This window comes from Pseudomonas sp. CBZ-4 (assembly GCF_000346755.1).
Lineage (GTDB): Bacteria > Pseudomonadota > Gammaproteobacteria > Pseudomonadales > Pseudomonadaceae > Aquipseudomonas.
In genome coordinates this window covers 1-21,094 of sequence record NZ_ANNV01000048.1, presented here as the reverse complement: position 1 = coordinate 21,094, position 21,094 = coordinate 1, and the positions used below count along the sequence as shown (strand labels likewise).

Annotated in this window: 17 protein-coding genes; 5 read left to right on the top strand and 12 right to left on the bottom strand. The window is 61.3% G+C overall.

Going from position 1 to position 21,094, the window contains the following annotated elements:
• Positions 1-306: 306 nt before the first annotated feature.
• Entirely contained in the window at positions 307-960 is a 654-nt protein-coding gene (locus B348_RS0106470; protein WP_017735327.1) for a hypothetical protein, read from the top strand.
• A 262-nt stretch (positions 961-1,222) separates the two neighbouring features.
• On the opposite strand, the gene ccoP (B348_RS0106465) is transcribed toward B348_RS0106470, so the two are convergent.
• The 4 genes from ccoP (B348_RS0106465) to ccoN (B348_RS0106450) are packed head-to-tail and all read right to left on the bottom strand — an operon-like array spanning position 1,223 to position 4,438.
• The gene (gene ccoP / locus B348_RS0106465) at positions 1,223-2,200 is read right to left on the bottom strand and encodes a cytochrome-c oxidase, cbb3-type subunit III (RefSeq protein WP_017735326.1); all 978 of its coding nucleotides are present in this window, start codon (positions 2,198-2,200) and stop codon (positions 1,223-1,225) included.
• Positions 2,197-2,382 (bottom strand): CcoQ/FixQ family Cbb3-type cytochrome c oxidase assembly chaperone, encoded by a 186-nt coding sequence (locus tag B348_RS0106460; RefSeq protein WP_005790274.1) that lies wholly within the window; start codon positions 2,380-2,382, stop codon positions 2,197-2,199. The genes ccoP (B348_RS0106465) and B348_RS0106460 overlap by 4 nt, the downstream gene beginning before the upstream one ends.
• Before the next feature lie 5 nt (positions 2,383-2,387).
• Complete coding sequence (gene ccoO, locus B348_RS0106455) at positions 2,388-2,996, bottom strand: cytochrome-c oxidase, cbb3-type subunit II (protein WP_003193167.1); 609 nt, start codon at positions 2,994-2,996, stop codon at positions 2,388-2,390.
• Complete coding sequence (ccoN, locus tag B348_RS0106450; protein WP_017735324.1) at positions 2,996-4,438, bottom strand: cytochrome-c oxidase, cbb3-type subunit I; 1,443 nt, start codon at positions 4,436-4,438, stop codon at positions 2,996-2,998. The genes ccoO (B348_RS0106455) and ccoN (B348_RS0106450) overlap by 1 nt, the downstream gene beginning before the upstream one ends.
• 465 nt (positions 4,439-4,903) lie before the next feature.
• Between ccoN (B348_RS0106450) and B348_RS01000000129795 the strand changes: the two genes are divergently transcribed.
• A complete protein-coding gene (locus B348_RS01000000129795) occupies positions 4,904-5,554 on the top strand; it encodes a hypothetical protein (protein WP_017735323.1) in 651 nt (216 codons plus the stop codon).
• A 101-nt stretch (positions 5,555-5,655) separates the two neighbouring features.
• Here B348_RS01000000129795 and ccoP (B348_RS0106440) read toward each other — a convergent pair whose 3' ends face one another.
• Genes ccoP (B348_RS0106440) through ccoN (B348_RS0106425) form a run of 4 tightly spaced genes read right to left on the bottom strand, consistent with a single transcriptional unit; the run spans position 5,656 to position 8,832 of the window.
• Positions 5,656-6,588: a cytochrome-c oxidase, cbb3-type subunit III gene (ccoP, locus tag B348_RS0106440; RefSeq protein ID WP_017735322.1), complete on the bottom strand. Its 933-nt coding sequence runs from the start codon at positions 6,586-6,588 to the stop codon at positions 5,656-5,658.
• Positions 6,585-6,785: a cbb3-type cytochrome c oxidase subunit 3 gene (locus tag B348_RS0106435; RefSeq protein ID WP_010208563.1), complete on the bottom strand. Its 201-nt coding sequence runs from the start codon at positions 6,783-6,785 to the stop codon at positions 6,585-6,587. Before B348_RS0106435 ends, ccoP (B348_RS0106440) begins: the two co-directional genes overlap by 4 nt.
• Before the next feature lie 3 nt (positions 6,786-6,788).
• Positions 6,789-7,397: a cytochrome-c oxidase, cbb3-type subunit II gene (gene ccoO / locus B348_RS0106430; protein WP_017735321.1), complete on the bottom strand. Its 609-nt coding sequence runs from the start codon at positions 7,395-7,397 to the stop codon at positions 6,789-6,791.
• 10 nt (positions 7,398-7,407) lie between these two features.
• A complete protein-coding gene (gene ccoN, locus B348_RS0106425; RefSeq protein WP_017735320.1) occupies positions 7,408-8,832 on the bottom strand; it encodes a cytochrome-c oxidase, cbb3-type subunit I in 1,425 nt (474 codons plus the stop codon).
• 79 nt (positions 8,833-8,911) lie between these two features.
• Between ccoN (B348_RS0106425) and B348_RS0106420 the strand changes: the two genes are divergently transcribed.
• Positions 8,912-9,604, top strand: coding sequence for an alpha/beta family hydrolase (locus tag B348_RS0106420; RefSeq protein ID WP_017735319.1), 693 nt, complete (start codon positions 8,912-8,914; stop codon positions 9,602-9,604).
• Between the two features lie 94 nt (positions 9,605-9,698).
• Here B348_RS0106420 and B348_RS0106415 read toward each other — a convergent pair whose 3' ends face one another.
• The 4 genes from B348_RS0106415 to B348_RS0106400 all read right to left on the bottom strand — a co-directional run bounded on the left by B348_RS0106415 (position 9,699) and on the right by B348_RS0106400 (position 14,766).
• Positions 9,699-11,264 carry a PAS domain-containing methyl-accepting chemotaxis protein gene (locus B348_RS0106415; RefSeq protein WP_017735318.1) on the bottom strand — a complete coding sequence of 522 codons (1,566 nt, stop codon included), beginning with the start codon at positions 11,262-11,264 and terminating at the stop codon, positions 9,699-9,701.
• 73 nt (positions 11,265-11,337) lie between these two features.
• Positions 11,338-12,129, bottom strand: coding sequence for a CPBP family intramembrane glutamic endopeptidase (locus B348_RS0106410; RefSeq protein WP_017735317.1), 792 nt, complete (start codon positions 12,127-12,129; stop codon positions 11,338-11,340).
• 77 nt (positions 12,130-12,206) lie between these two features.
• The gene (locus B348_RS0106405) at positions 12,207-13,103 is read right to left on the bottom strand and encodes a DMT family transporter (protein WP_026136608.1); all 897 of its coding nucleotides are present in this window, start codon (positions 13,101-13,103) and stop codon (positions 12,207-12,209) included.
• A gap of 52 nt (positions 13,104-13,155) precedes the next feature.
• Positions 13,156-14,766, bottom strand: a complete 1,611-nt coding sequence (locus B348_RS0106400; protein ID WP_017735315.1) for a methyl-accepting chemotaxis protein — start codon at positions 14,764-14,766, stop codon at positions 13,156-13,158.
• 405 nt (positions 14,767-15,171) lie between these two features.
• Between B348_RS0106400 and aceK the strand changes: the two genes are divergently transcribed.
• Both aceK and hrpA read left to right on the top strand, forming a co-directional pair.
• The gene (gene aceK / locus B348_RS0106395; RefSeq protein WP_017735314.1) at positions 15,172-16,887 is read left to right on the top strand and encodes a bifunctional isocitrate dehydrogenase kinase/phosphatase; all 1,716 of its coding nucleotides are present in this window, start codon (positions 15,172-15,174) and stop codon (positions 16,885-16,887) included.
• Between the two features lie 236 nt (positions 16,888-17,123).
• Positions 17,124-21,035 carry an ATP-dependent RNA helicase HrpA gene (hrpA, locus tag B348_RS0106390; RefSeq protein ID WP_017735313.1) on the top strand — a complete coding sequence of 1,304 codons (3,912 nt, stop codon included), beginning with the start codon at positions 17,124-17,126 and terminating at the stop codon, positions 21,033-21,035.
• Positions 21,036-21,094 lie beyond the last annotated feature (59 nt).

Here is a 21,094-nt window from a genome sequence, read left to right as displayed (position 1 = left end):
TCATTTGTCCCATGGATCTGCCTGTGCAAAATTGTTCGATCCACACCGCTGGCATTGCCCATGCGGCCACGGCGAGCCTCTGTGGTGGAGTGGTTGTGACGGTGTTCTTTATATCCTGCCTGTCAGACATTGAGAGATTTTTCCCCACTCATTTGAGATTTTGCATACCAAGTGATGTAGGAGCAGCAACGTATTTGCTATAGGAAATATTATTAAACACTTGTTCAACATTCAGAGGGAACGGTGGGTGGAGGTGTTTCCACGAAATGTGGGCTAGATACAATTTTTTTAATTGAGGAACTGTTGATGACTGCTACTAGTGGTGTTTCTTATAACCCTTCGTTGGCCCCGTTGCAGGCTTCGAACTCTCCAGCGGCGGCCGATGTTTCCGATTTTTACAAGTCTACTTCAGATGAAGGGCTGGTCTTTCTTCTGCGTATGGACTTTGAAAAGTTTACCGATCCGAAGCATCCAGGTTCTGTGACTCGTGAATCACTGGCGAAAATGGCTTACGCGGGCGAGCAGAATGGTGTCGATCCCTTTGAGTCAGCCCTCGCGCGGGCCGTCCTGGAAAGAGAGGGACTATTTGAAAAGTGCGATGGTTATGGCAAGCACAAACATGATGGAAAAATTGATCAGGCCAGTCTCGGGGCGTTTGAGGCAAAGGAAAACGGCCGATTCAGCCTCATGAGTGACAAGGACATCGCGCGGCACTTATTTGATAATTTCAATGACTTCAAGTATGTGAACCCACTCAGTACGGCAGGTCGTGCTTTCGACGAGTTATCGGTTCCACGACTTCAGCATGTACTCACTTCGAAGACCTCCAGTGATGAACAAAAAATGTTCGTGCGTGAACTGTTGAGTCGTCCTGAGTTAATGCAGCAGTTAGGGTTCGATGGTAAGCGCGCATCGGTCGTTCGTAATGATGTGGAGAAGAAACTTCCGTACATCAAGTAAGTGCGAGAAGTCGCCAGGGCGCTGTGGGTCGTCAACGCCTATAAAAACACCGCGGCGGCTTGGCAAGTTTCCCTATTTGCACCAGCGTCTCAAGACTGAATCCTGAGCTAACCAATTCTTGTAAGGTGGCCTGAGGCATTGCCCTGTCAATACGCCAGTTGGCGGTAGGGGAGTGTCGGGTTTTCAGGTAGTGCAATACGGTTGTTGGTCATCATCAAGCCCCTTACGGTGCCACCGTAAGGGGCTTGATATTTTACGGGGGTTACTGCTCTTCGGCTTTCTTATCCCCATGCGACAAGCTGTACACATACGCGGCCAGCAAGTGCACCTTGTCGTTGCCCTGCATTTGCTCCTGCGCAGGCATCTGGCCCTGGCGGCCATAGCGGATGGTCTGCTGCAATTGCGCGAAGCTCGAACCGTAGATGAATGCACCCGGGTGGGTCAGGTCGGGCGCGCCCATCGCCGGGGTGCCTTTGCCGGCCGGGCCGTGGCAAGCCACGCAGTTGGTGGCGAAGAGTTTTTCACCGTTGGCCACGTCCGCCTTGGCGCCTTCCGGCAGCTTGCGGCCGTCGAGGTTGGTCAGCACAAAAGCGGCCACATCGGCCACGCCTTGTTCACCGATCACTTCGGCCCAGGCCGGCATGATTGCGTGGCGGCCTTTCATGATGGTTTCCTTGATCACGGCCGGGTCGCCACCCCAGCGCCAGTCGGCGTCGGTGAGGTTGGGGAAGCCGTAGGCACCCTTGGCGTCGGAACCATGGCACACCGAACAGTTGGACGCGAACAGGCGGCCGCCCATCTTCAAGGCTTGCGGGTCCTTGGCCACTTCTTCAATGGGCATCGATGCGAACTTGGCGAAGATCGGCCCGAACTTGGCCTCCGACTTGGCCATTTCCTTTTCCCATTCGTGTACGCCGGTCCAGCCGGTCTGGCCGTTGGCGAAGGGCGTTTGCTTGTCGTTGTCGAGGTAGTTGTAGCCCGGCAGCACGCCTTTCCAGTTGCCCAGGCCCGGGTAGAGCACCAGGTAGCCGAGGGCGAAGACGATGGTGCCGACGAACAGCATGAACCACCATTTTGGCAGCGGGTTGTCGTACTCCTCGATGCCGTCGAACGAGTGGCCGACGGTTTCGTCGGTTTGTTCGCTGCGCTGCCCCCTGCGGGTCGACAGCAACAGCCAGGTCAGGGCGAAGATGGTTCCCAGACTGAGGACTGTGACGTACAGACTCCAGAACGTAGTCATTCTTTGTTACTCCTAGAAGCTTGCTCGACGTGCTTGATGGCTTCGGGATCATCCGCAAAGGGCAGCATGGTTGCGTCGTCAAACTCCGACTTGCGGCGGGGGCTGAACACCCACAACGCCAGGCCGACAAAGGCCACCATCACCACAACGGTGCCCAGGCCTCGAATCATCCCGATATCCATGTAGGTCACCGTTTGCTTTTGATGATGGTGCCAAGGCCTTGCAGGTAGGCCACCAATGCGTCCATTTCGGTCTTGCCCTTCACGGCTGCGGCTGCACCGGCGATGTCTTCATCGGTGTAGGGCACGCCCAGGGTGCGCAAGACTTCCATTTTCTTCGCGGTGTCCTTGCCGTCGAGCTTGTTTTCCACGAGGAACGGGTACGCCGGCATTTTCGACTCAGGCACCACGTTGCGCGGGTTGTACAAGTGCGCGCGCTGCCAGTCATCGGAGTAACGTCCGCCGACACGGGCCAGGTCCGGGCCGGTGCGCTTGGAACCCCACAGGAACGGGTGGTCCCACACGCTTTCGCCGGCGACCGAGTAGTGGCCGTAGCGTTCGGTTTCGGCGCGGAACGGGCGGATCATCTGCGAGTGGCAGCCGACACAACCGTTGGCGATGTAGACGTCGCGGCCTTCCAGTTCAAGGGCGGTGCGCGGCTTCATGCCTTCCACCGGCTTGTTGGTGACGTCCTGGAAAAACAGCGGAACGATCTGCGTCAGGCCGCCGATACTCACGGCGATGACCATGAAGAAGGCCAGCAGGCCGATATTCTTCTCGACTACTTCATGCTTCATCAGTGGGCTCCCACTACGGCGATCTTGGCGGCGGCTTCGGCTTCTACTGGATCGGCGGCACGCACGGTGCGCCAGACGTTGTAGGCCATCAGGAACATGCCGGAGGCAAAGAATGCACCGCCCAGGGCGCGCACGATGAACCCCGGATGGCTGGCTTGCAGCGCTTCGACGAAGGAGTAGGTGAGGGTGCCGTCATCGTTGATCGCACGCCACATCAGGCCCTGGGTGATGCCGTTGACCCACATCGAAGCGATGTAGAGCACGGTACCGATGGTGGCCAGCCAGAAGTGCGCATTGATCAGGCCAACGCTGTGCATCTGCGGGCGACCGAACAGTTTCGGGATCATGTGGTACAGCGCGCCGATGGAGATCATCGCTACCCAGCCGAGCGCGCCGGCGTGTACGTGGCCGATGGTCCAGTCGGTGTAGTGGGACAGCGAGTTGACGGTCTTGATCGCCATCATCGGCCCTTCGAAGGTCGACATGCCGTAGAACGCCAGCGACACCACGAGGAACCGTAGGATCGGGTCGGTGCGCAATTTATGCCAGGCGCCCGACAGGGTCATCATGCCGTTGATCATGCCGCCCCAGCTTGGGGCCAGCAGGATGATCGACATCGCCATGCCCAGCGACTGCGCCCAATCCGGCAGCGCGGTGTAGTGCAGGTGGTGCGGGCCAGCCCAGATGTACAGGGTGATCAGCGCCCAGAAGTGCACGATGGACAGGCGGTACGAGTAAATAGGACGTTCGGCCTGTTTCGGCACGAAGTAGTACATCATCCCCAGGAAACCCGTGGTCAGGAAAAACCCTACCGCGTTATGCCCGTACCACCACTGGATCATCGCGTCCGTCGCCCCGGCGTAGGCCGAATAGGACTTGAACAGGCTGACCGGCAGCGAGGCGTGGTTGACGATGTGCAGCATCGCCGTGACCAGGATGAAGGCACCGTAGAACCAGTTGCCCACGTAGATGTGTTTGGTCTTGCGCTTGACGATAGTGCCGAAGAACACCACGGCATAGGTCACCCACACAATGGCGAGCAAGATGGCGATGGGCCATTCCAGCTCGGCGTATTCCTTGGTGGTGGTGTAGCCCAGGGGCAGGGTGACGATGGCGCCGAGGATCACGGCTTGCCAACCCCAGAAGGTGAAGGCGGCGAGGCCATCGGAGATCAGTCGCGTCTGGCAGGTTCGCTGCACGACATAGTAGGAGGTGGCAAACAATGCACATCCACCGAAGGCGAAGATCACCAGGTTGGTGTGCAGCGGGCGCAGGCGACCGAAGGTCGTCCAGGGCAAGCCGAAGTTCAATTCCGGCCAGACCAGTTGCGAGGCGATGAACACCCCGAGCCCCATGCCAAGGATCCCCCAGACCACCGTCATGATGGCGAACTGGCGGACTACCTTATAGTTATAAGCAGTCGGACTGATTGCTGTGCTCATTCTAAGGTTCCACGGTTTAGGTTTTTTTATAGGTAAAAATCGGCCGCAAGTATGTAGAAAGCGAGAGGCCAATGCAACGCAACGCTGACCTGTGTCAAGGCGTTCCACGCCAGATTCTGCGCCCTTTCCCTGTTTTACGTAAGGATAAAGTCGGCGTTCGAAAGCTGATCAAGTGGACAGGAATTTTTTCGGCTCGCAACGGCAGTCGTCGCGTACACCAGAACCGGCCCGCTGTGGGGGAAGCGTAGACCCGAATGGCGGGAGGGGAAAGTTGTGCTTTGGAGGGGGTGTGACAAAAGGTCGCGAAGCCAGGGCGGGTGAACGCCCGATTATTCGCGAAGGGCATCGGCGAGCACTTTCTAGATTTATCTATGCAAAAAAAATGAGCGGATGGGAACCGCCCCGGTCCTTTTCCCACATAGGAGAAGCAAATAGACCGTAGGACTTCCAGTTAAGGAGAATGTGATGAGTGTGAATACTGTGTCCAATAACGCGATGGGTGCCATGCAGCCGGCCGCGCAACTTTCGGCAAAATCCGACACCGGCAACCCGTTCACGCGAATGAATGAGACGGAGTTGGCCAATCATCTCTACGTTCATTTCGACAGATTCAGCGACCCCAAACAGCCAGGTGTTATCACGCGTCAATCCCTTGAGAACATCGCGTATAGCTCCACGCAGTCTGGTGTCAGCACTGAAGATTCGCAGTTTGCACGTGCGCTGTTGGAAAACCACGGCCTCATGGACAAGCTCGACAGGTACGGCAATACCAAATATGACGGCAAGATTAAGCGGGAAAGCGTTCGCATGGTCGCATCCCCGGAGCACCAGAAGTTCAGTGCCATGAGCAATAAGGACATGGCCAACTACTTGATCGCTCATTTCGATACGTTCAAGGAACACCCGGACACTTTTAATGCGTCCAAGTCCATGCAGGGCGTGACCCTCTGGTCGCTTGAGGATGTAGCCCTTTCGCAGGCGTCGCCGCCTGACGCAAAGATGTTTGCGCGTGAGCTGCTTGCTCGCCCTGAGCTAATGGATCAACTGGGATTGGCGGACCGGGGGAGTCGAGTCACTAAACAATCGCTTGTGATCTCTCTGCCCAATGTTCAGTAGCGGTGCTCAATCGGCGTTGCCGGGGGGATTGGCGTCGCTGTACGCGCAAAAAAGCCCCGCCAGTTTTCACTGAGCGGGGCTCCAGGCCTGCCAAGAAGGGCCTACTCGGCAGTTTGCTTATCACCATGGGACAAGCTGTAAACATACGCCGCCAACAAATGCACCTTGTCATTCCCTTGCAGCACATCCTGCGCCGGCATCTGGCCCTGGCGGCCGTGACGGATCGTCTGCTGCAACTGCGCCAGGCTGGTGCCGTAGATGTAGCCAGCCGGTTTGGTCAGGTCGGGTGCACCCATGGCTTCCATGCCAGTGCCTTGCGGGCCGTGGCAGGCGACGCAAGTGGTGTTGAACGCCGCTTGGCCGGCGGCCAGGTCGGCGCTGTTATCCGCCGGCAATGGCAGCTTGGCCAGGTCGTGACGCACATAGGCGGCAACGTTTTTCACGCCGTCTTCACCGAGGATTTCGCCCCAGGCTGGCATCGCCGCGTGGCGACCGTTGAGGATCGTGGTCTTGATCGCCTCGGCCGAACCGCCCCAGCGCCAGATGTTGTCCGCCAGGTTCGGGAAACCGTACGCGCCCTTGGCGTCCGAGCCGTGGCACACCGCGCAGTTGGAGGCAAACAGGCGACCGCCCATTTTCAACGCTTGCGGGTCTTTCGCCACTTCTTCCACGGGCATGGCCGCGAATTTGGCGAAGATCGGCCCGAACTTGGCGTCGGCCTTGGCCATTTCCTTGTCCCATTCCTTGTTCTGCGTCCAGCCGTCCTCGTAGCCTGGCAACACGCCTTTCCAGTTGCCCAGGCCCGGGTAGAGGATCAGGTAGCCGACCGCAAACACCAGGGTGCCGGCGAACAGCATGAACCACCACTGGGGCAGGGGGTTGTCGTACTCCTCGATCCCGTCGAAGGCGTGGCCCATGGTCTGGTCCACACTGCCCTTGGTCTCGCCCTTGCGGGTGCCGATCAACAGCCAGGTCAGGCCGATCAGGCTGCCCAGGGTCAGTACGCAGATCCATGTACTCCAAAATAGGGTCATGGCCGAGTGCTCCTTATTGCAGGCTCTTCTTGAGCGTCGGATGGAGAAGGTTCATCGGCGAACGGCAGCAGGCGCGCCTGCTCGAACTCCGCATTGCGGCGGTTGTTGAACACCCACAGCGACAGGCCGATAAAGGCGATGGCGACGACCAGCGTGCCAAGGCCGCGGATGGTGCCCGCATCGAATTCAAATCCCATGGCTCACCTCTTGCTCTTGATGGCAGTGCCGAGCACTTGCAGGTACGACACCAGCGCGTCCATCTCGGTCTTGCCCTTGAGGCTGGCGACGGCGCCACTGATGTCGTCGTCGGTGTACGGCACGCCGAGGGTGCGCATCACTTTCAACTTGGTCTCGGTGTGGCTGCTGTCGACCGCGGCGGTGACCAGCCACGGGTAGGCCGGCATTTTCGACTCGGGCACCACGTTGCGCGGGTTGTACAAGTGCGCGCGGTGCCAGTCGTCCGAGTAGCGTGCGCCGACGCGCGCCAGGTCCGGCCCGGTGCGCTTGGAGCCCCACAGGAACGGGTGATCCCAGACGCTTTCGCCTGCCACCGAGTAGTGGCCGTAGCGTTCGGTCTCGGCGCGGAATGGGCGGATCATCTGCGAGTGGCACTGCACACAGCCTTCGCGGATGTAGATGTCACGGCCTTCCAGTTGCAGCGCGGTGTAGGGCTTCATGCCTTCCACCGGCTTGTTGGTGACGTCCTGGAAGAACAGCGGGACGATCTGGGTCAGGCCGCCGATACTCACGGCCAGCACCATCAGCAGCATCAGCAGGCCGACGTTCTTTTCAATCGTTTCGTGTTTCATCACTGACTCCTCAGGCCATCTGCGTGGCGGTGGCGGCTTCGACAGGTTGTGCCGAGCGCACGGTGCGCCAAGTGTTGTAAGCCATCAGGAACATGCCGCTGAGGAACACTGCACCGCCCACCAACCGCACGATGAAGCCAGGGTGGCTGGCCACCAGGGTTTCGACGAAGGAGTAGGTCAAGGTGCCGTCTTCGTTGACCGCACGCCACATCAGGCCCTGGGCGATGCCGTTGACCCACATCGAGGCGATGTAGAGCACGGTGCCGATGGTGGCCAGCCAGAAATGCGCGTTGATCAGGCCGAGGCTGTACATCTGCTCGCGACCGAAGATTTTCGGGATCATGTGGTACAGCGCGCCGATGGAAATCATCGCTACCCAGCCGAGGGCGCCGGCGTGTACGTGGCCGATGGTCCAGTCGGTGTAGTGGGAAAGGGCGTTGACGGTCTTGATCGCCATCATCGGGCCTTCGAATGTCGACATGCCGTAGAACGCCAGGGAGACCACGAGGAAGCGCAGGATCGGGTCGCTGCGCAACTTATGCCAGGCGCCCGACAGGGTCATCATGCCGTTGATCATCCCGCCCCAGCTCGGTGCCAGCAGCACCAGCGACATCACCATGCCCAGGGACTGTGCCCAGTCCGGCAGCGCGGTGTAGTGCAAGTGGTGGGGGCCGGCCCAGATGTACAGGGTGATCAGTGCCCAGAAGTGCACGATGGACAAGCGATAGGAATACACCGGACGCTCGGCCTGTTTCGGCACGAAGTAGTACATCATCCCGAGGAAGCCGGCGGTGAGGAAAAAGCCTACCGCGTTATGTCCATACCACCACTGCACCATGGCATCCGTCGCACCCCCGTAGAGGGAGTAGGACTTGGTCAGGCTGACCGGGATTTCCAGGTTGTTGACGATATGCAAAATGGCCACGGTGATGATGAACGCACCGAAAAACCAGTTACCGACGTAGATGTGCTTGGTGTTGCGCTTCATCACTGTGCCGAAGAACACGATGGCGTAGGCCACCCAGACAATGGTGATGAGGATATCGATCGGCCATTCCAGCTCGGCGTATTCCTTGGAGCTGGTGTAGCCCAGCGGCAAGGTGATCGCGGCCAGCAGGATGACCAACTGCCAGCCCCAGAAGCAGAACGCGGCGATTTTCGGCGCAAACAGCTGGGTCTGGCAGGTGCGTTGCACCGAGTAGAAGGAGCTGGCGAACAGCGCGCAGCCACCGAACGCGAAGATCACCGCGTTGGTGTGCAGCGGGCGCAGGCGGCCGAAGCTGGTCCAGGGTAAATCGAAATTCAGAGCAGGCCAGACCAATTGGGCGGCGAGAAAAACCCCGAGCCCCATGCCGACGATGCCCCACACCACCGTCATAATGGCGAATTGGCGGACCACCTTGTAGTTATAGGCGGTACTTAAAGTAGTGTTCATGGTTCCCCATCCACGGTTCAACCCAAGCAAATGCGGCACTTGGGCTGGAGTTATAGGCAGACTAAATAGCGAGGCAAGCATGGGCAAAGAGCACAAGGCCAGTATTGACGGGGATCAATGGGCGCAGTGTGTGCGGGAACACGGCTGGTTGTGGGACGTCGCGACAAGCGTTGCAGGGCATGAACCTGTGACGCTGATCCTGGCCCACGGCGCCGGCGCACCGATGGACTCAACCTTCATGAATGACATGGCTGCACGCCTTGCCGGGCACGGCGTCAACGTGTTGCGCTTCGAGTTTCCCTACATGGCCCAACGCCGTGTGGACGGCGGTAAACGCCCACCGAATCCGGCGCCGAAACTGCTGGAAGCGTGGCGCGAGGTGTATGCGCAAGTGCGACGTCATGTCGCTGGGAAACTGGCGATGGGCGGCAAGTCCATGGGCGGGCGCATGGCCAGTCTGTTGGCCGACGAGTTGGGTGCTGATGGGCTGGTGTGCCTGGGGTATCCGTTCTATGCGGTGGGCAAGCCAGAAAAGCCACGGGTGGAGCATCTGGCCGGATTGCAGACGCCGACGCTGATCGTGCAAGGCGAGCGCGATGCCTTGGGCAATCGGGCGGCGGTGGAGGGCTATGTGTTGGCGCCGGGCATCGAGGTGATGTGGCTGGTGGCGGGGGATCATGATTTGAAACCGTTGAAGGTTTCAGGGTTTAGTCATGAGCAGCATTTGGCGGCTGCGGCGGCGAAAGTGGCTGGGTTTCTCGGCGGCTGTTAGGGCCTCTTCGCAGGCAAGCCAGCTCCCACATTCGACCGTATTCCAAGGGATGTACACGGTTAAATGTGGGAGCTGGCTTGCCTGCGATTGCGGTTTACCGGTTGAACCGTTCTACCAGCGAATACTGGGTATTCGCGGTATGAGTAAGCTCTTCACTCAACTGCGCCGAGTTCAACGCCTGCTCCGACGTCTGGTCCGCCAACAGCGCAATGGTGCTGATATTGCGGCTGATCTCTTCGGCCACCGAGCTTTGCTCTTCGGTCGCCGCCGCGATCTGCGTGGTCATGTCGGTGATATGCGCCACCGCTTCACTGATCCCCACCAACGCCTGATCCGCTTCCATCACCCGGGCCACACCTTCTTCGGCCTGGCGATGCCCGGCGTCCATGGTCTGTACGGCAGCGGCAGCGGTTTGCTGCAGCTTGGCGATCAGGGCATGGATCTGCCCGGTGGACTCAGCGGTGCGCTGGGCCAGTTGGCGCACTTCGTCGGCCACTACGGCAAAACCACGGCCCATCTCACCGGCACGCGCCGCTTCGATGGCGGCGTTGAGTGCCAGCAGGTTGGTCTGGTCGGCGATGCCTTTGATCACATCGACCACGCCGCCGATTTCATCGCTGTCCTTGGCCAGTTGGGTGACGGTCACGCCCGTCTCGCCAACGGCCACCGACAGGCGCTGAATCGCCTCGCGGGTTTCCCCGGCGATATCGCGGCCGCGCCCGGTCAGGCGGTTGGCTTCCTGGGTCGCATCGGCCGTGCGCTGCACATGGCTGGCGACTTCCTGGGTCGTCGCGGCCATCTGGTTGACGGCGGTGGCCACCTGTTCGGTTTCCACGCGCTGGCGTTCCAGGCCGCTGGAGCTGTTGTGCGCCAGGGTATTGGACTGCGCCGCCTGGTCGTTGAGGTGTTCGGCGGTGTCCTGCAAGCGCGTCAGGCACGTCTTCAGACGCGCCTCCTGGCTGAGGATCGACATCTCCAGACGCGCCTGGGCGCCCCGGCTGTCGGTGTACATCTGCGCGATCAACGGGTCGGAGGTGGTCTGCTCGGCCAAACGCAGCAAACGCTTGAGGCCGCGCTGTTGCCAGCTCAGGCCCAGCAGGCCCAGTGGCACCGACAACCCCGCTGCCAGGGCAAAGCCCCAGTGGGAGTTGAGTGACGCGCCGATCATGAAGCTCAACTGGCTGACCAGGATAAACGGCAGCCAGTCTTGCAACACCGGCAGCCACTTGTCTTTCTGCGGGATCGCCGACTTGCCCTGATTGATGCGTTGGTAGAGCGCTTCGGCACGGCGGATCTGCTCGGCGGTGGGCTTGATGCGCACCGATTCGTAGCCGACCACCTGGTTGCCCTCGAAGACCGGCGTCACATAGGCGTTCACCCAGTAGTGGTCACCGGTCTTGCAGCGATTCTTGACAATGCCCATCCATGGCAAGCCTTGTTTGAGCGTGGTCCACATATGCGCAAACACCGCTCCCGGAACATCCGGGTGACGCACCAGGTTATGGGGCGCGCGCAGCAGTTCGTCGCGGGTGAACCCACTGATCTCGACAAACGCGTCGTTACAGTAGGTGATCACACCCTTGGCATCTGTGGTGGAGATCAACCGTTGCTGAGCGGGGAAGGTACGTTCGCGCTGGGTAACGGGTTGGTTATTACGCATGATTGTTCAATCCGCAAGGCTTTCAGGGGTTATCGGCACGGGCAGGGGTTTATTTAACTTATTTTTGCAACAATCAACCGGCCAGCATCGGGTACGTAAACAAGCCGAAGTGAAGCAGATTCAAGCCGAAGTGCGTGGCAACCGCCGCGCCCAAGCCGCCGAAGCGATACGCCAGGCCATAACCGACCCCGGCGATGCTCGCCAGCAGCACCCACTGCCAACCCGCGCCCAGGTGCACCAGGCCGAACAGCAGCGAGGCCAGCAGCAGCGCGAGATTGTCACCGTAGGGCAGCTGTTTGAAACGCTGGCTCAGCCCACCCTGGACGTAGCCACGGAACAGCGCTTCTTCCACCAGGGTGACAAGAAGCAGATTGTTCAACACCCACAGCCACGCCTGTTCGGGCCATTTCGGCGCCCAACTGATCATGCCCAGCAACGCGGCACCACCCAGCGCGGCCACGGCGGTCAAGCTCAAGGCCAGCGCGGAGACGCAGATCGACAGGCGCAACGAACGGCGCGCCACGATCCACGGGCAGGCCAGCAGCAGCCAGAAGCCGATCAGCGGCTTGTCCTGGTTCAGATACATCGAGAAGGGCACGGCGTCGGTGGTAAACCGTTGCGGGGCAATACCGCGCCCATTGTAGAAACCCGGCAGCCAGTGCATCGCGAGGCCCAGGGCCAGCACGATAAAGAAGCCGTGGCCGAGGTAGCGCGCCCCAGGGGTGCGCTGCTGGCGCACGGCATACCCGGCCAGCAACAACAGGGCGACCGAGATGCCGGCGAGCAGGCCCAATTGCCCATAGATCAGGGCCAATACGTAGCCAATGGAAAGAAGCGCCAGGTACAGCCAGGGCAGTGCGAGCATGGGAAATCCTTGGAAAAATCTGGGCGGCATTATAGCGGCCGTCCTACAGGCGACACATGAAAACTCCGGTAGTCGTCCTACAAGGTTTTAGCCAGCCGTCCTGGCCGCAACACCATCCACAGCGCGCCGGCAATCAATAACCCGCCGTACACGTGCGCCATCGATAACGGCTCGCCGAGCAACAGCGCGCCCCACAGCACGCCAAACGGCGGGATCAAGAACGTGGTGGTCATCGACCGCACTGGCCCGATGGCCGTGAGCAAGCGGAAGTACAACACGTAGGCCAACGCCGTACACACCAGGCCCAACCCCAGCAACGAACCCCACACCGGCCAGCCGCCCCAACTCGCGGGCGGATGGCTGATGGCGCTGTAGGCAAACAGCGGCAGCAGGAACAGCGTGGCGCCGAGCATGCTGCCCAGGGCCGACAGACGACTGTCCAAGCCACCGCGCTGGTCCAGCCAGCGCCGCGCCAGGAACCCGGCAAAGCCATAACAGGTGGTGGCGACCAGGCAAGCCAGCGCGCCCATCAACAGCTCCAGGTCAAACGCCACCGGCCCTGCACGGGTCAGCACGCCCACGCCCAGCAGGCCCAGGCTGACCCCGACGAGTTTCGACGGCGTAAGGCGTTCACTGAAAAACAGCCCGCCAATCAACACGCCCATCAACGGCGTGGTGGCGTTGAAGATCGCCGAGTAACCCGCCGGCAGCACCTGGGCGGCCACCGAGTACATCGTCGCCGGGATGCCCGAGTTGATCACGCCCAGCAACAGGACGGTCTTGAACTTGCCCTGGAAATCCCACTTCACGCGCATCACCGCCAGGATTACCAACAACCCTGCGGCCGCAATCGACACACGGAAGAACGCGGTCGGCACCGCCCCCAGCTCCGGCGCGATAATGCGCATGAACAGGAAGCTGGCGCCCCAAATGGCGGCGAGCCCCAGCAGGTACAAGGTGTCGACAGGTCTCACGGAGTTCTCCTACATCAATCAGGCGGCGAGTGTTGCACGCCACCTCGACTGATTACAGGACAAACCGCGTCACCAGCCCATTGAGGTCTACCGCCAGGCGCGACAGTTCCTGGCTGGCCGCCGAGGTCTGGGTGGCACCGGCAGCGGTCTGGGTGGACAGGTCGCGAATGTTCACCAGGCTGCGGTCCACCTCGCGCGCCACCAGGGCCTGTTGCTCGGCGGCGCTGGCGATCACCAGGTTGCGCTGGCTGATCTGCGAGATGGCTGCGGTGATTTTCTCCAGGGCGCTGCCCGCGCTGTTGGCCCGTTGCAAGGTTTGGCCAGCGTGTTCGGCACTGCTGTTCAGCGCGCCGACGGTGTCCTGGGTGCCTTGCTGGATGCCGGTGATCATCTGCTCGATTTCTTCGGTGGAGTCCTGGGTGCGCTGGGCCAGCGAGCGCACCTCGTCGGCGACCACCGCAAAACCACGGCCGGCCTCGCCCGCGCGGGCGGCTTCGATGGCGGCGTTCAGCGCCAGCAGGTTGGTTTGCCCGGCAATGCCGCGGATCACTTCCAGCACCTTGCTGATGTCTTGCGCCTGCACCGCCAGGCCTTCGGCTTTATTGGAGGCGCCGAGCACTTCGTCCACCAGGTTCTGGATCGAGCTGATGGTTTCGCTGATCTGGTAGTGGCCGTGCTTGCTGTCTTCATCGGAGGCCTTGGACGCCTCGGCGCTGGACACCGCATTGCCCGCCACCTCGTCCACGGCGGCGCTCATCTCGGTCACGGCGGTCGCGGCCTGTTCGATTTCATCGTTCTGCGCTTGCAGGCCACGGGTGCTCTGTTCCATCACCGAGCTCATTTCTTCGGCGGCCGAGGCCAGTTGTTGCGCCGATTCGCTGATGCCGCGAATGGTGGTTTGCAGCTGTTCCTGCATGGTGGCCAGGGCCGTCAACAAGTGCGCCGGCTCATCCTTGCCGCGCACCACGATGGGCTGGCTCAAGTCGCCGGCGGCGATGGTACGCGCCACGCTCAGCGCCTGGCCGAGGGGCGCGGTGATGCTGCGGGTCAGCAGCCACGCCAGGACCAGGGTGGCCAGCAGCGCGAACAGGATGATCAGGCCGACCACCCATTGTGCGTTCACATACATCTGCGCGGCCGACGCCACTGCCGCTTCGACGCCGTTCTGGTTGAACACGATCAGCTCTTCCAGGCTTTTGCTGAGGATCACGCCCTGGGGCGCCAGGCGCGTGTTGAGCAGGTCGATAGCGTCTTGTTGCTGATCCTTGTCCACCAGCGCGACGATCTGCCCGACCAGGCTGAGATAGGCGTCCACGTTGACCTTGAGCTGCTGGAGTTTCTCACCTTCTTCGGCGTCGCTGAGCAGGCTTTCGTGATGCTGCAGCAGGGCTTGCAGTTCGCTGCGGTGGCGGCCGAGCAGGCTTTTGCTGGTGTCACGAATCCGCGATTCGTCGGTGGTGGCCAGGCGCAAGGCCTCCAGGCGGATGCTGGCCACGTAGGCGGCGCTGTCGTGGATATTCTCGATGCTCGGCATCCACGATTGCTCGATGACCAGCGCACTTTCCCGCAGCTTGGCCATCTGGCCCAGGCCAAACATCCCCACGATCACCAGCAAGCTGGCCAAAACCCCAAAACTCAGACCCGCACGCAAGCCGATCCTCATATTCCTCAATGACATCTCAATGCTCCTTGGGCGATTAGAACCTGTTCCCGGGTCGGCCTTTTAGCCTTGTTAGGAGGGGAAAGGGCGCGCTGTATAGCAAAGTGCCACTAATGAGGTAATCAGGGTTTCCCTTACGGTGTATCAAGACGGTTACATAGCGGCGTCGGCCGTTGCGGTGCCGGGTTTTTCGCCCGCACAGCGCCAGACAGCGCCGTTGCAGGGGTGTGCAGAAAACATCCTGCGACTTTTTGGTGCGTTTATTGACCGATTGGTCGAATAAAAAAAATTGAAAATAAATGTACGAAATGAACGAAGTTGTACAACGCGCCAGGAAAAATCGTCCTTCTCCTGCCTTCCTACACTGGCTAAGCTCAGTGCTTCCAGATACCCGTAGAGGTTTCCCGCATGTCGCCATCCACGCCCGCCCTCGCCATCGCCCGGATGATCCTTGATGGCTTCGACGATTACCGCGAGCACTTCCGCCAGATCACCGACGGTGCCCGCGAGCGTTTCGAGAAGGCCCAGTGGCAGCAGGGGCAGGCGGCGTCGGCGGCGCGGATCAACCTGTATGAAGAGAAGGTCGGCGAAGTGACCACGCGCCTGCACGCGAGCTTCGCCGAAGACGAATTGCTGGACATCGACCTGTGGCCCCTGGTGAAAAGCGCCTACATCGGCCTGATCGACCTGCGCTTTGACGATGAACTGTCCGAGACCTGGTACAACTCGATCTTCTGCGGCCTGTTCAGCCATGACCTGATCAGCGACGGCTGCATGTTCATCCACACCACCCGGCCCAGCCTGCGCCGGGCGCGCGCGGCGCAAACGCGCACCTATGCACCGGCGGGCAACATCGCCGCGATGCTGGCGCAGATCTTCGCCGACTATCGCTTCAGCGAGCCCTACGCCGACCTGCCTGTCGACCTGCGCCGCCTGGAAGCGCAGTTGCGCGAGAACCTGCCGGACTGGGTGTGCAAAGACCCGGACCTCAAGGTCGAGCTGTTTTCCTCGGTGCTCTACCGCAATAAAGGCGCCTACCTCGTAGGACGCATCTACACCCGCGACGAACAATGGCCCCTGGTGATCCCGCTGCTGCACCGCGAAGGGCAGGGCATCCAGATCGACGCGTTGATCACCGACGAAGCCGATGTGTCGATCATCTTTTCGTTTACCCGTTCCTACTTCATGGTCGACGTGCCGGTGCCGGCGGAGTTCATCGGCTTTCTGCGGCGCATCCTGCCGGGCAAGCACATTGCCGAGCTGTACACCTCCATCGGCTTCTATAAACACGGCAAGTCGGAGTTCTACCGCGCGCTGATCAACCACCTGGCGACCACCGACGACCAGTTCATCATGGCCCCCGGCGTGCGCGGCATGGTCATGAGCGTGTTCACGCTGCCGGGCTTCAACACCGTGTTCAAGATCATCAAGGACCGCTTTTCACCGTCGAAAAACGTCAACCGCGCCACGGTGATCGAGAAATATCGCCTGGTCAAAAGCGTCGACCGCGTAGGACGCATGGCCGACACCCAGGAATTCGCCGACTTCCGTTTCCCGCTGAGCAAATTCGAACCCGAGTGCCTGGCCGAACTGCTGGAAGTCGCCGCTGGCACCGTCGAAGTCGAAGGCGACACGGTGCTCATCCGCCACTGCTGGACCGAGCGGCGCATGACCCCGCTCAACCTCTACCTGGAAAACGCCAACCCCGCCCAGGTACGCGAAGCCCTCGAAGACTACGGCCTGGCCATCAAGCAACTGGCGGCGGCGAACATCTTCCCCGGCGACATGCTGCTGAAAAACTTCGGCGTCACCCGCCACGGCCGCGTGGTGTTCTATGACTACGACGAGATCTGCTTTCTTACCGAAGCCAACTTCCGCCACATCCCCGCGCCGCGCACCCCCGAGGACGAGATGGCCTCCGAGCCCTGGTACTCCATCGGCCCGCTGGATGTGTTCCCCGAAGAGTTCCCGCCGTTCCTGTTCGCCGATGCCGGCCAGCGCAAGTTGTTCGATGAACTGCACGGTGAGCTGTACAACGCCGACTACTGGAAAGGCCTGCAGGATGCGATTCGCGCGGGCAAGGTGATCGACGTGTTCCCATACCGGCGCAGGGACCCAGTGTGACGCGAGCCCCCTGTGGGAGCGGGCTTGCCCGCGATAGCGGTGTATTAGTCGGCAGATGTGTCGCTGACAGATCGTAATCGCGGGCAAGTCGAATCGTCGCACCGCCGCTCCCACATGATCGTTGCTCCCACATTTGCTTGTGGTTTACCGCCGATGCCACTCAGGCGCCTGCCAGACGAGCCGCTTTTCTGCCACACTTGCCGGCCGTGCCTATATAGATAACCGTCAAGTACCTGATGACTGACCAAGCGCCCACTATCGACCAACTGCTCAAAACCCTCGATCACGCCATGCTCGCCGACCGCCACCGCTTGCGTCGGCAGTTGCTTGAGCTGCGCAAGAAACCCGACGAGGACAAGTTGGCGCAGTGGGTCGCGCGCATGCAGGCGTCCTGCGCCCAGGTCACGGCGCGCCGTGCCAGCCTGCCGGTGATTCGTTACGACGACAGCCTGCCGATTGCCGCCAAGCGCGATGAAATCAAAGACGCGCTGAACAAGCATCAGGTGTTGATCATTGCGGGTGAGACCGGTTCGGGTAAAACCACGCAGTTGCCGAAGATCTGCCTGGAAATCGGTCGCGGCCAATTCGGCCTGATCGGCCACACCCAGCCGCGCCGGATCGCTGCGCGCAGCGTCGCCAGCCGGGTCGCCGAAGAGTTGGCGACGCCATTGGGCGCACTGGTTGGCTATCAGGTGCGCTTTGAAGATCAGAGCGACTCCAACACCCTGATCAAGCTGATGACCGACGGCATCCTGCTGGCGGAAACCCAGAACGACCGCTACCTGGAACGCTACGACACGATCATCGTCGACGAAGCCCACGAACGCAGCCTGAACATCGACTTCCTGCTGGGTTACCTGAAGACCCTGCTGCCCCGTCGCCCGGACCTGAAGGTCATCATCACCTCGGCGACCATCGACCTGGAGCGCTTTTCCAAGCACTTCGACGATGCGCCGATTGTCGAAGTGTCGGGCCGCACCTTCCCGGTGGACACCTGGTACCGCCCGCTGACCCTGGAGCAGGACGAGGAGGGCAACCGCGTCGAGGACGACCTCACCGTCGACCAGGCGATCCTCGCCACCCTCGATGAAATCGCCGCCTACGAGCGCAGCGAACGCCGCAGCCCTGGCGACGTGCTGGTGTTCTTGCCGGGCGAGCGCGAGATTCGCGACGCCGCCGACATGCTGCGCAAGGCCCAGCTCAAGCACACCGAGATTCTGCCGCTGTACGCGCGCCTGTCGCCGGCCGAGCAGCAGCGGATTTTCCAGTCCCACCCGGGCCGGCGCGTGGTGCTGGCGACCAACGTCGCAGAAACCTCGCTGACCGTGCCGGGCATCCGTTATGTGATCGACAGCGGCACCGCGCGCATCAGCCGCTACAGCTACCGCGCCAAGGTGCAGCGCCTGCCCATCGAGGCGATTTCCCAGGCCAGCGCCAACCAGCGTAAAGGCCGCTGCGGCCGGGTCGAGCCGGGGATCTGCATCCGCTTGTACAGCGAAGAAGATTTTATCGGCCGCCCGGAATTTACCGACCCGGAAATCCTGCGCACCAACCTCGCCGCCGTGATCCTGCAGATGCTGCACCTGCGCCTGGGCGAAATCACCGACTTCCCGTTTATCGAACCGCCCGACGGCAAGGCCATCAGCGACGGTTTCAACCTGCTGCAAGAGCTCTCGGCCGTGGACCGCAACAGCCAGCTCACGCCGTTGGGCCGCCAGTTGGCGCGCCTGCCGGTGGACCCGCGCATGGGCCGCATGTTGCTGGAAGCGGCCAAGCTCGGCAGTTTGCAGGAAGTGCTGATCGTCGCCAGCGCCATGTCGATCCAGGACCCGCGCGAGCGTCCGCCGGAGCGTCAGCAAGCCGCCGACCAGGCCCACGCACAATGGAAAGACGCGGATTCGGACTTCGCCGGCCTGGTCAATCTGTGGCGCGGCTTTGAAGAGCAGCGCCAGGAACTGACCGCCAGCCCGCTGCGCAACTGGTGCCGCAAGAACTTCCTCAACTATTTGCGCCTGCGCGAATGGCGCGACTCCCATCGCCAGCTCAGCCTGATCTGCCGCGACATGCAGCTGACGATCAACAAAGAGCCGGCGGATTTTCCGAAACTGCACAAGGCGGTGCTGTCCGGCCTGCTCAGCCAGATCGGCCAGAAGACCGAAGACGGCGATTACCTCGGTGCGCGCCAGCGACGTTTCTGGATTCATCCGTCGTCGGGCATCGGCAAGAAGCGCCCGCAATGGCTGATGACCGCCGAACTGGTGGAAACCACCAAGCTGTATGCGCGCATGGTCGCCAAGATCGATGCTGACTGGATCGAGCCGTTGGCGGGGCACTTGATCAAGAAAAACCACTTCGAACCCCATTGGGAGAAGAAACGCGGCCAAGTGGTGGCGTTTGAGCAGATCACCCTGTTCGGGCTGATCGTGGTCGGGCGCCGGCCGGTGCATTACGGGCCGATCGATCCGGTGGTGTCGCGGGAGTTGTTTATCCGCGAAGGCCTGGTGCGCGGCGAGATCCAGTCGCGGGCCAAGTGCCTGACCGCCAACCAGCAACTGCTGGAACAGCTCGACGAACTGGAAGCCAAGGCGCGCCGGCGCGACATCCTCGCCGATGAAGAAACCCTGTACGCCTTCTACGATGCGCGCTTGCCGGCGGAGATCCACCAGACCGCGACCTTTGACAGCTGGTACAAGATTCACAGCCAGAAAGACCCGCAGTTGCTGATCATGCGCGAAGAAGACGTGCTGGCCCGCGAGGCCAGTGAAGTCACCGCTGCGCATTACCCAGACACCCTGCACCTGGGCGACCTGGCCCTGGCCTTGAGTTACCACTTCGAACCCAACCACCCCCGTGACGGCGTGACCCTGCGTGTGCCGGCGCCGCTGTTGCCGGCGTTGCCGCCGGAGCGCCTGGAATGGCTGGTGCCGGGGGTGATCGAAGCCAAGTGCATCGCCCTGGTGCGCAACTTGCCCAAGGCTTTGCGCAAGAACTTCGTGCCGGTGCCGGATTTCGTCAAGGCCGCGTTGCAACGTATGGAGTTTGGCCAAGGCTCGCTGCCCCAGGCCTTGGGGCGTGAGCTGTTGCGCATGACCGGCGCGCGCGTGAGCGACGAAGCCTGGGCCGAGGCGGCGCAGCAGGTGGACAACCACCTGAAGATGAACCTGGAAGTGGTCGACGGCCAAGGCAAGTTCCTTGGCGAAGGCCGCGACCTGGCCGAGCTGACCGCGCGCTTCGCCGAAGCCAGCCAAGCCGCGTTGGCCGTGCCGCAAACCGCGAAAAGCCAGCAGCCGGTGGAGGCCAAGGTGTTCGCGGCGGTCGCCGAAAAGACGCAACAGCAGATAGCCGGCCTGTCGATGACGGTCTATCCGGCGCTGGTGGAAGAAAACGGCACGGTCAAGGAAGGGCGTTTCTCCACGGCGGCCGAAGCTGAGTTCCAGCATCGCCGCGCCTTGCAACGCCTGCTGATGCAGCAACTGGCGGAACCGGCCAAATTCCTGCGTGGCAAATTGCCTGGTCTGACGGAGCTGGGCCTGATGTACCGCGAACTGGGGCGCATCGACGCCCTGGTGGAAGATATCCTGCTGGCGAGCCTCGACACCTGCGTACTGGACGGCGAAGCCAGCCTGCCGCGCGATGGTGCCGGTTTGGCCGCCTTGGCCGAGCGCAAGCGTGGCAGCTGGACCGAACACGCCGAGCGCCTGGCGCGCTTGACCCTGGAAGTGCTGAAGCTCTGGCACGCGCTGCAAAAACGTTTCAAAGGCAAGATCGACCTGGCCCAGGCCGTGGCCTTGAACGATATCAAGCTGCAACTGAGCCACCTGGTGTACCCCGGGTTTGTCCGCGAAACCCCGGCGCAGTGGTTCAAGGAACTGCCGCGTTACCTCAAGGCCATCGAACTGCGCCTGGAGAAACTGCCGAGCCAGGTGCAGAAGGACCGGGTGTGGAGTGGCGAACTCAGTGGCCTGTGGGCGCAATACGAAAACCGCCTGAAAAAACACGCCCAGGAAGGCAAGCGCGACCCGCAGCTGGAGTTGTACCGCTGGTGGCTGGAGGAATATCGGGTGTCGTTGTTTGGCCAGCAGTTGGGCACCAAGGTGCCGATTTCCGACAAGCGCCTGAGCAAGCAATGGAGCCTGGTCGAGGCCTGAAGCCCAACCCAAATCCAAACCCCAATCCCCTGTGGGAGCGGGCTTGCCCGCGATAGCGG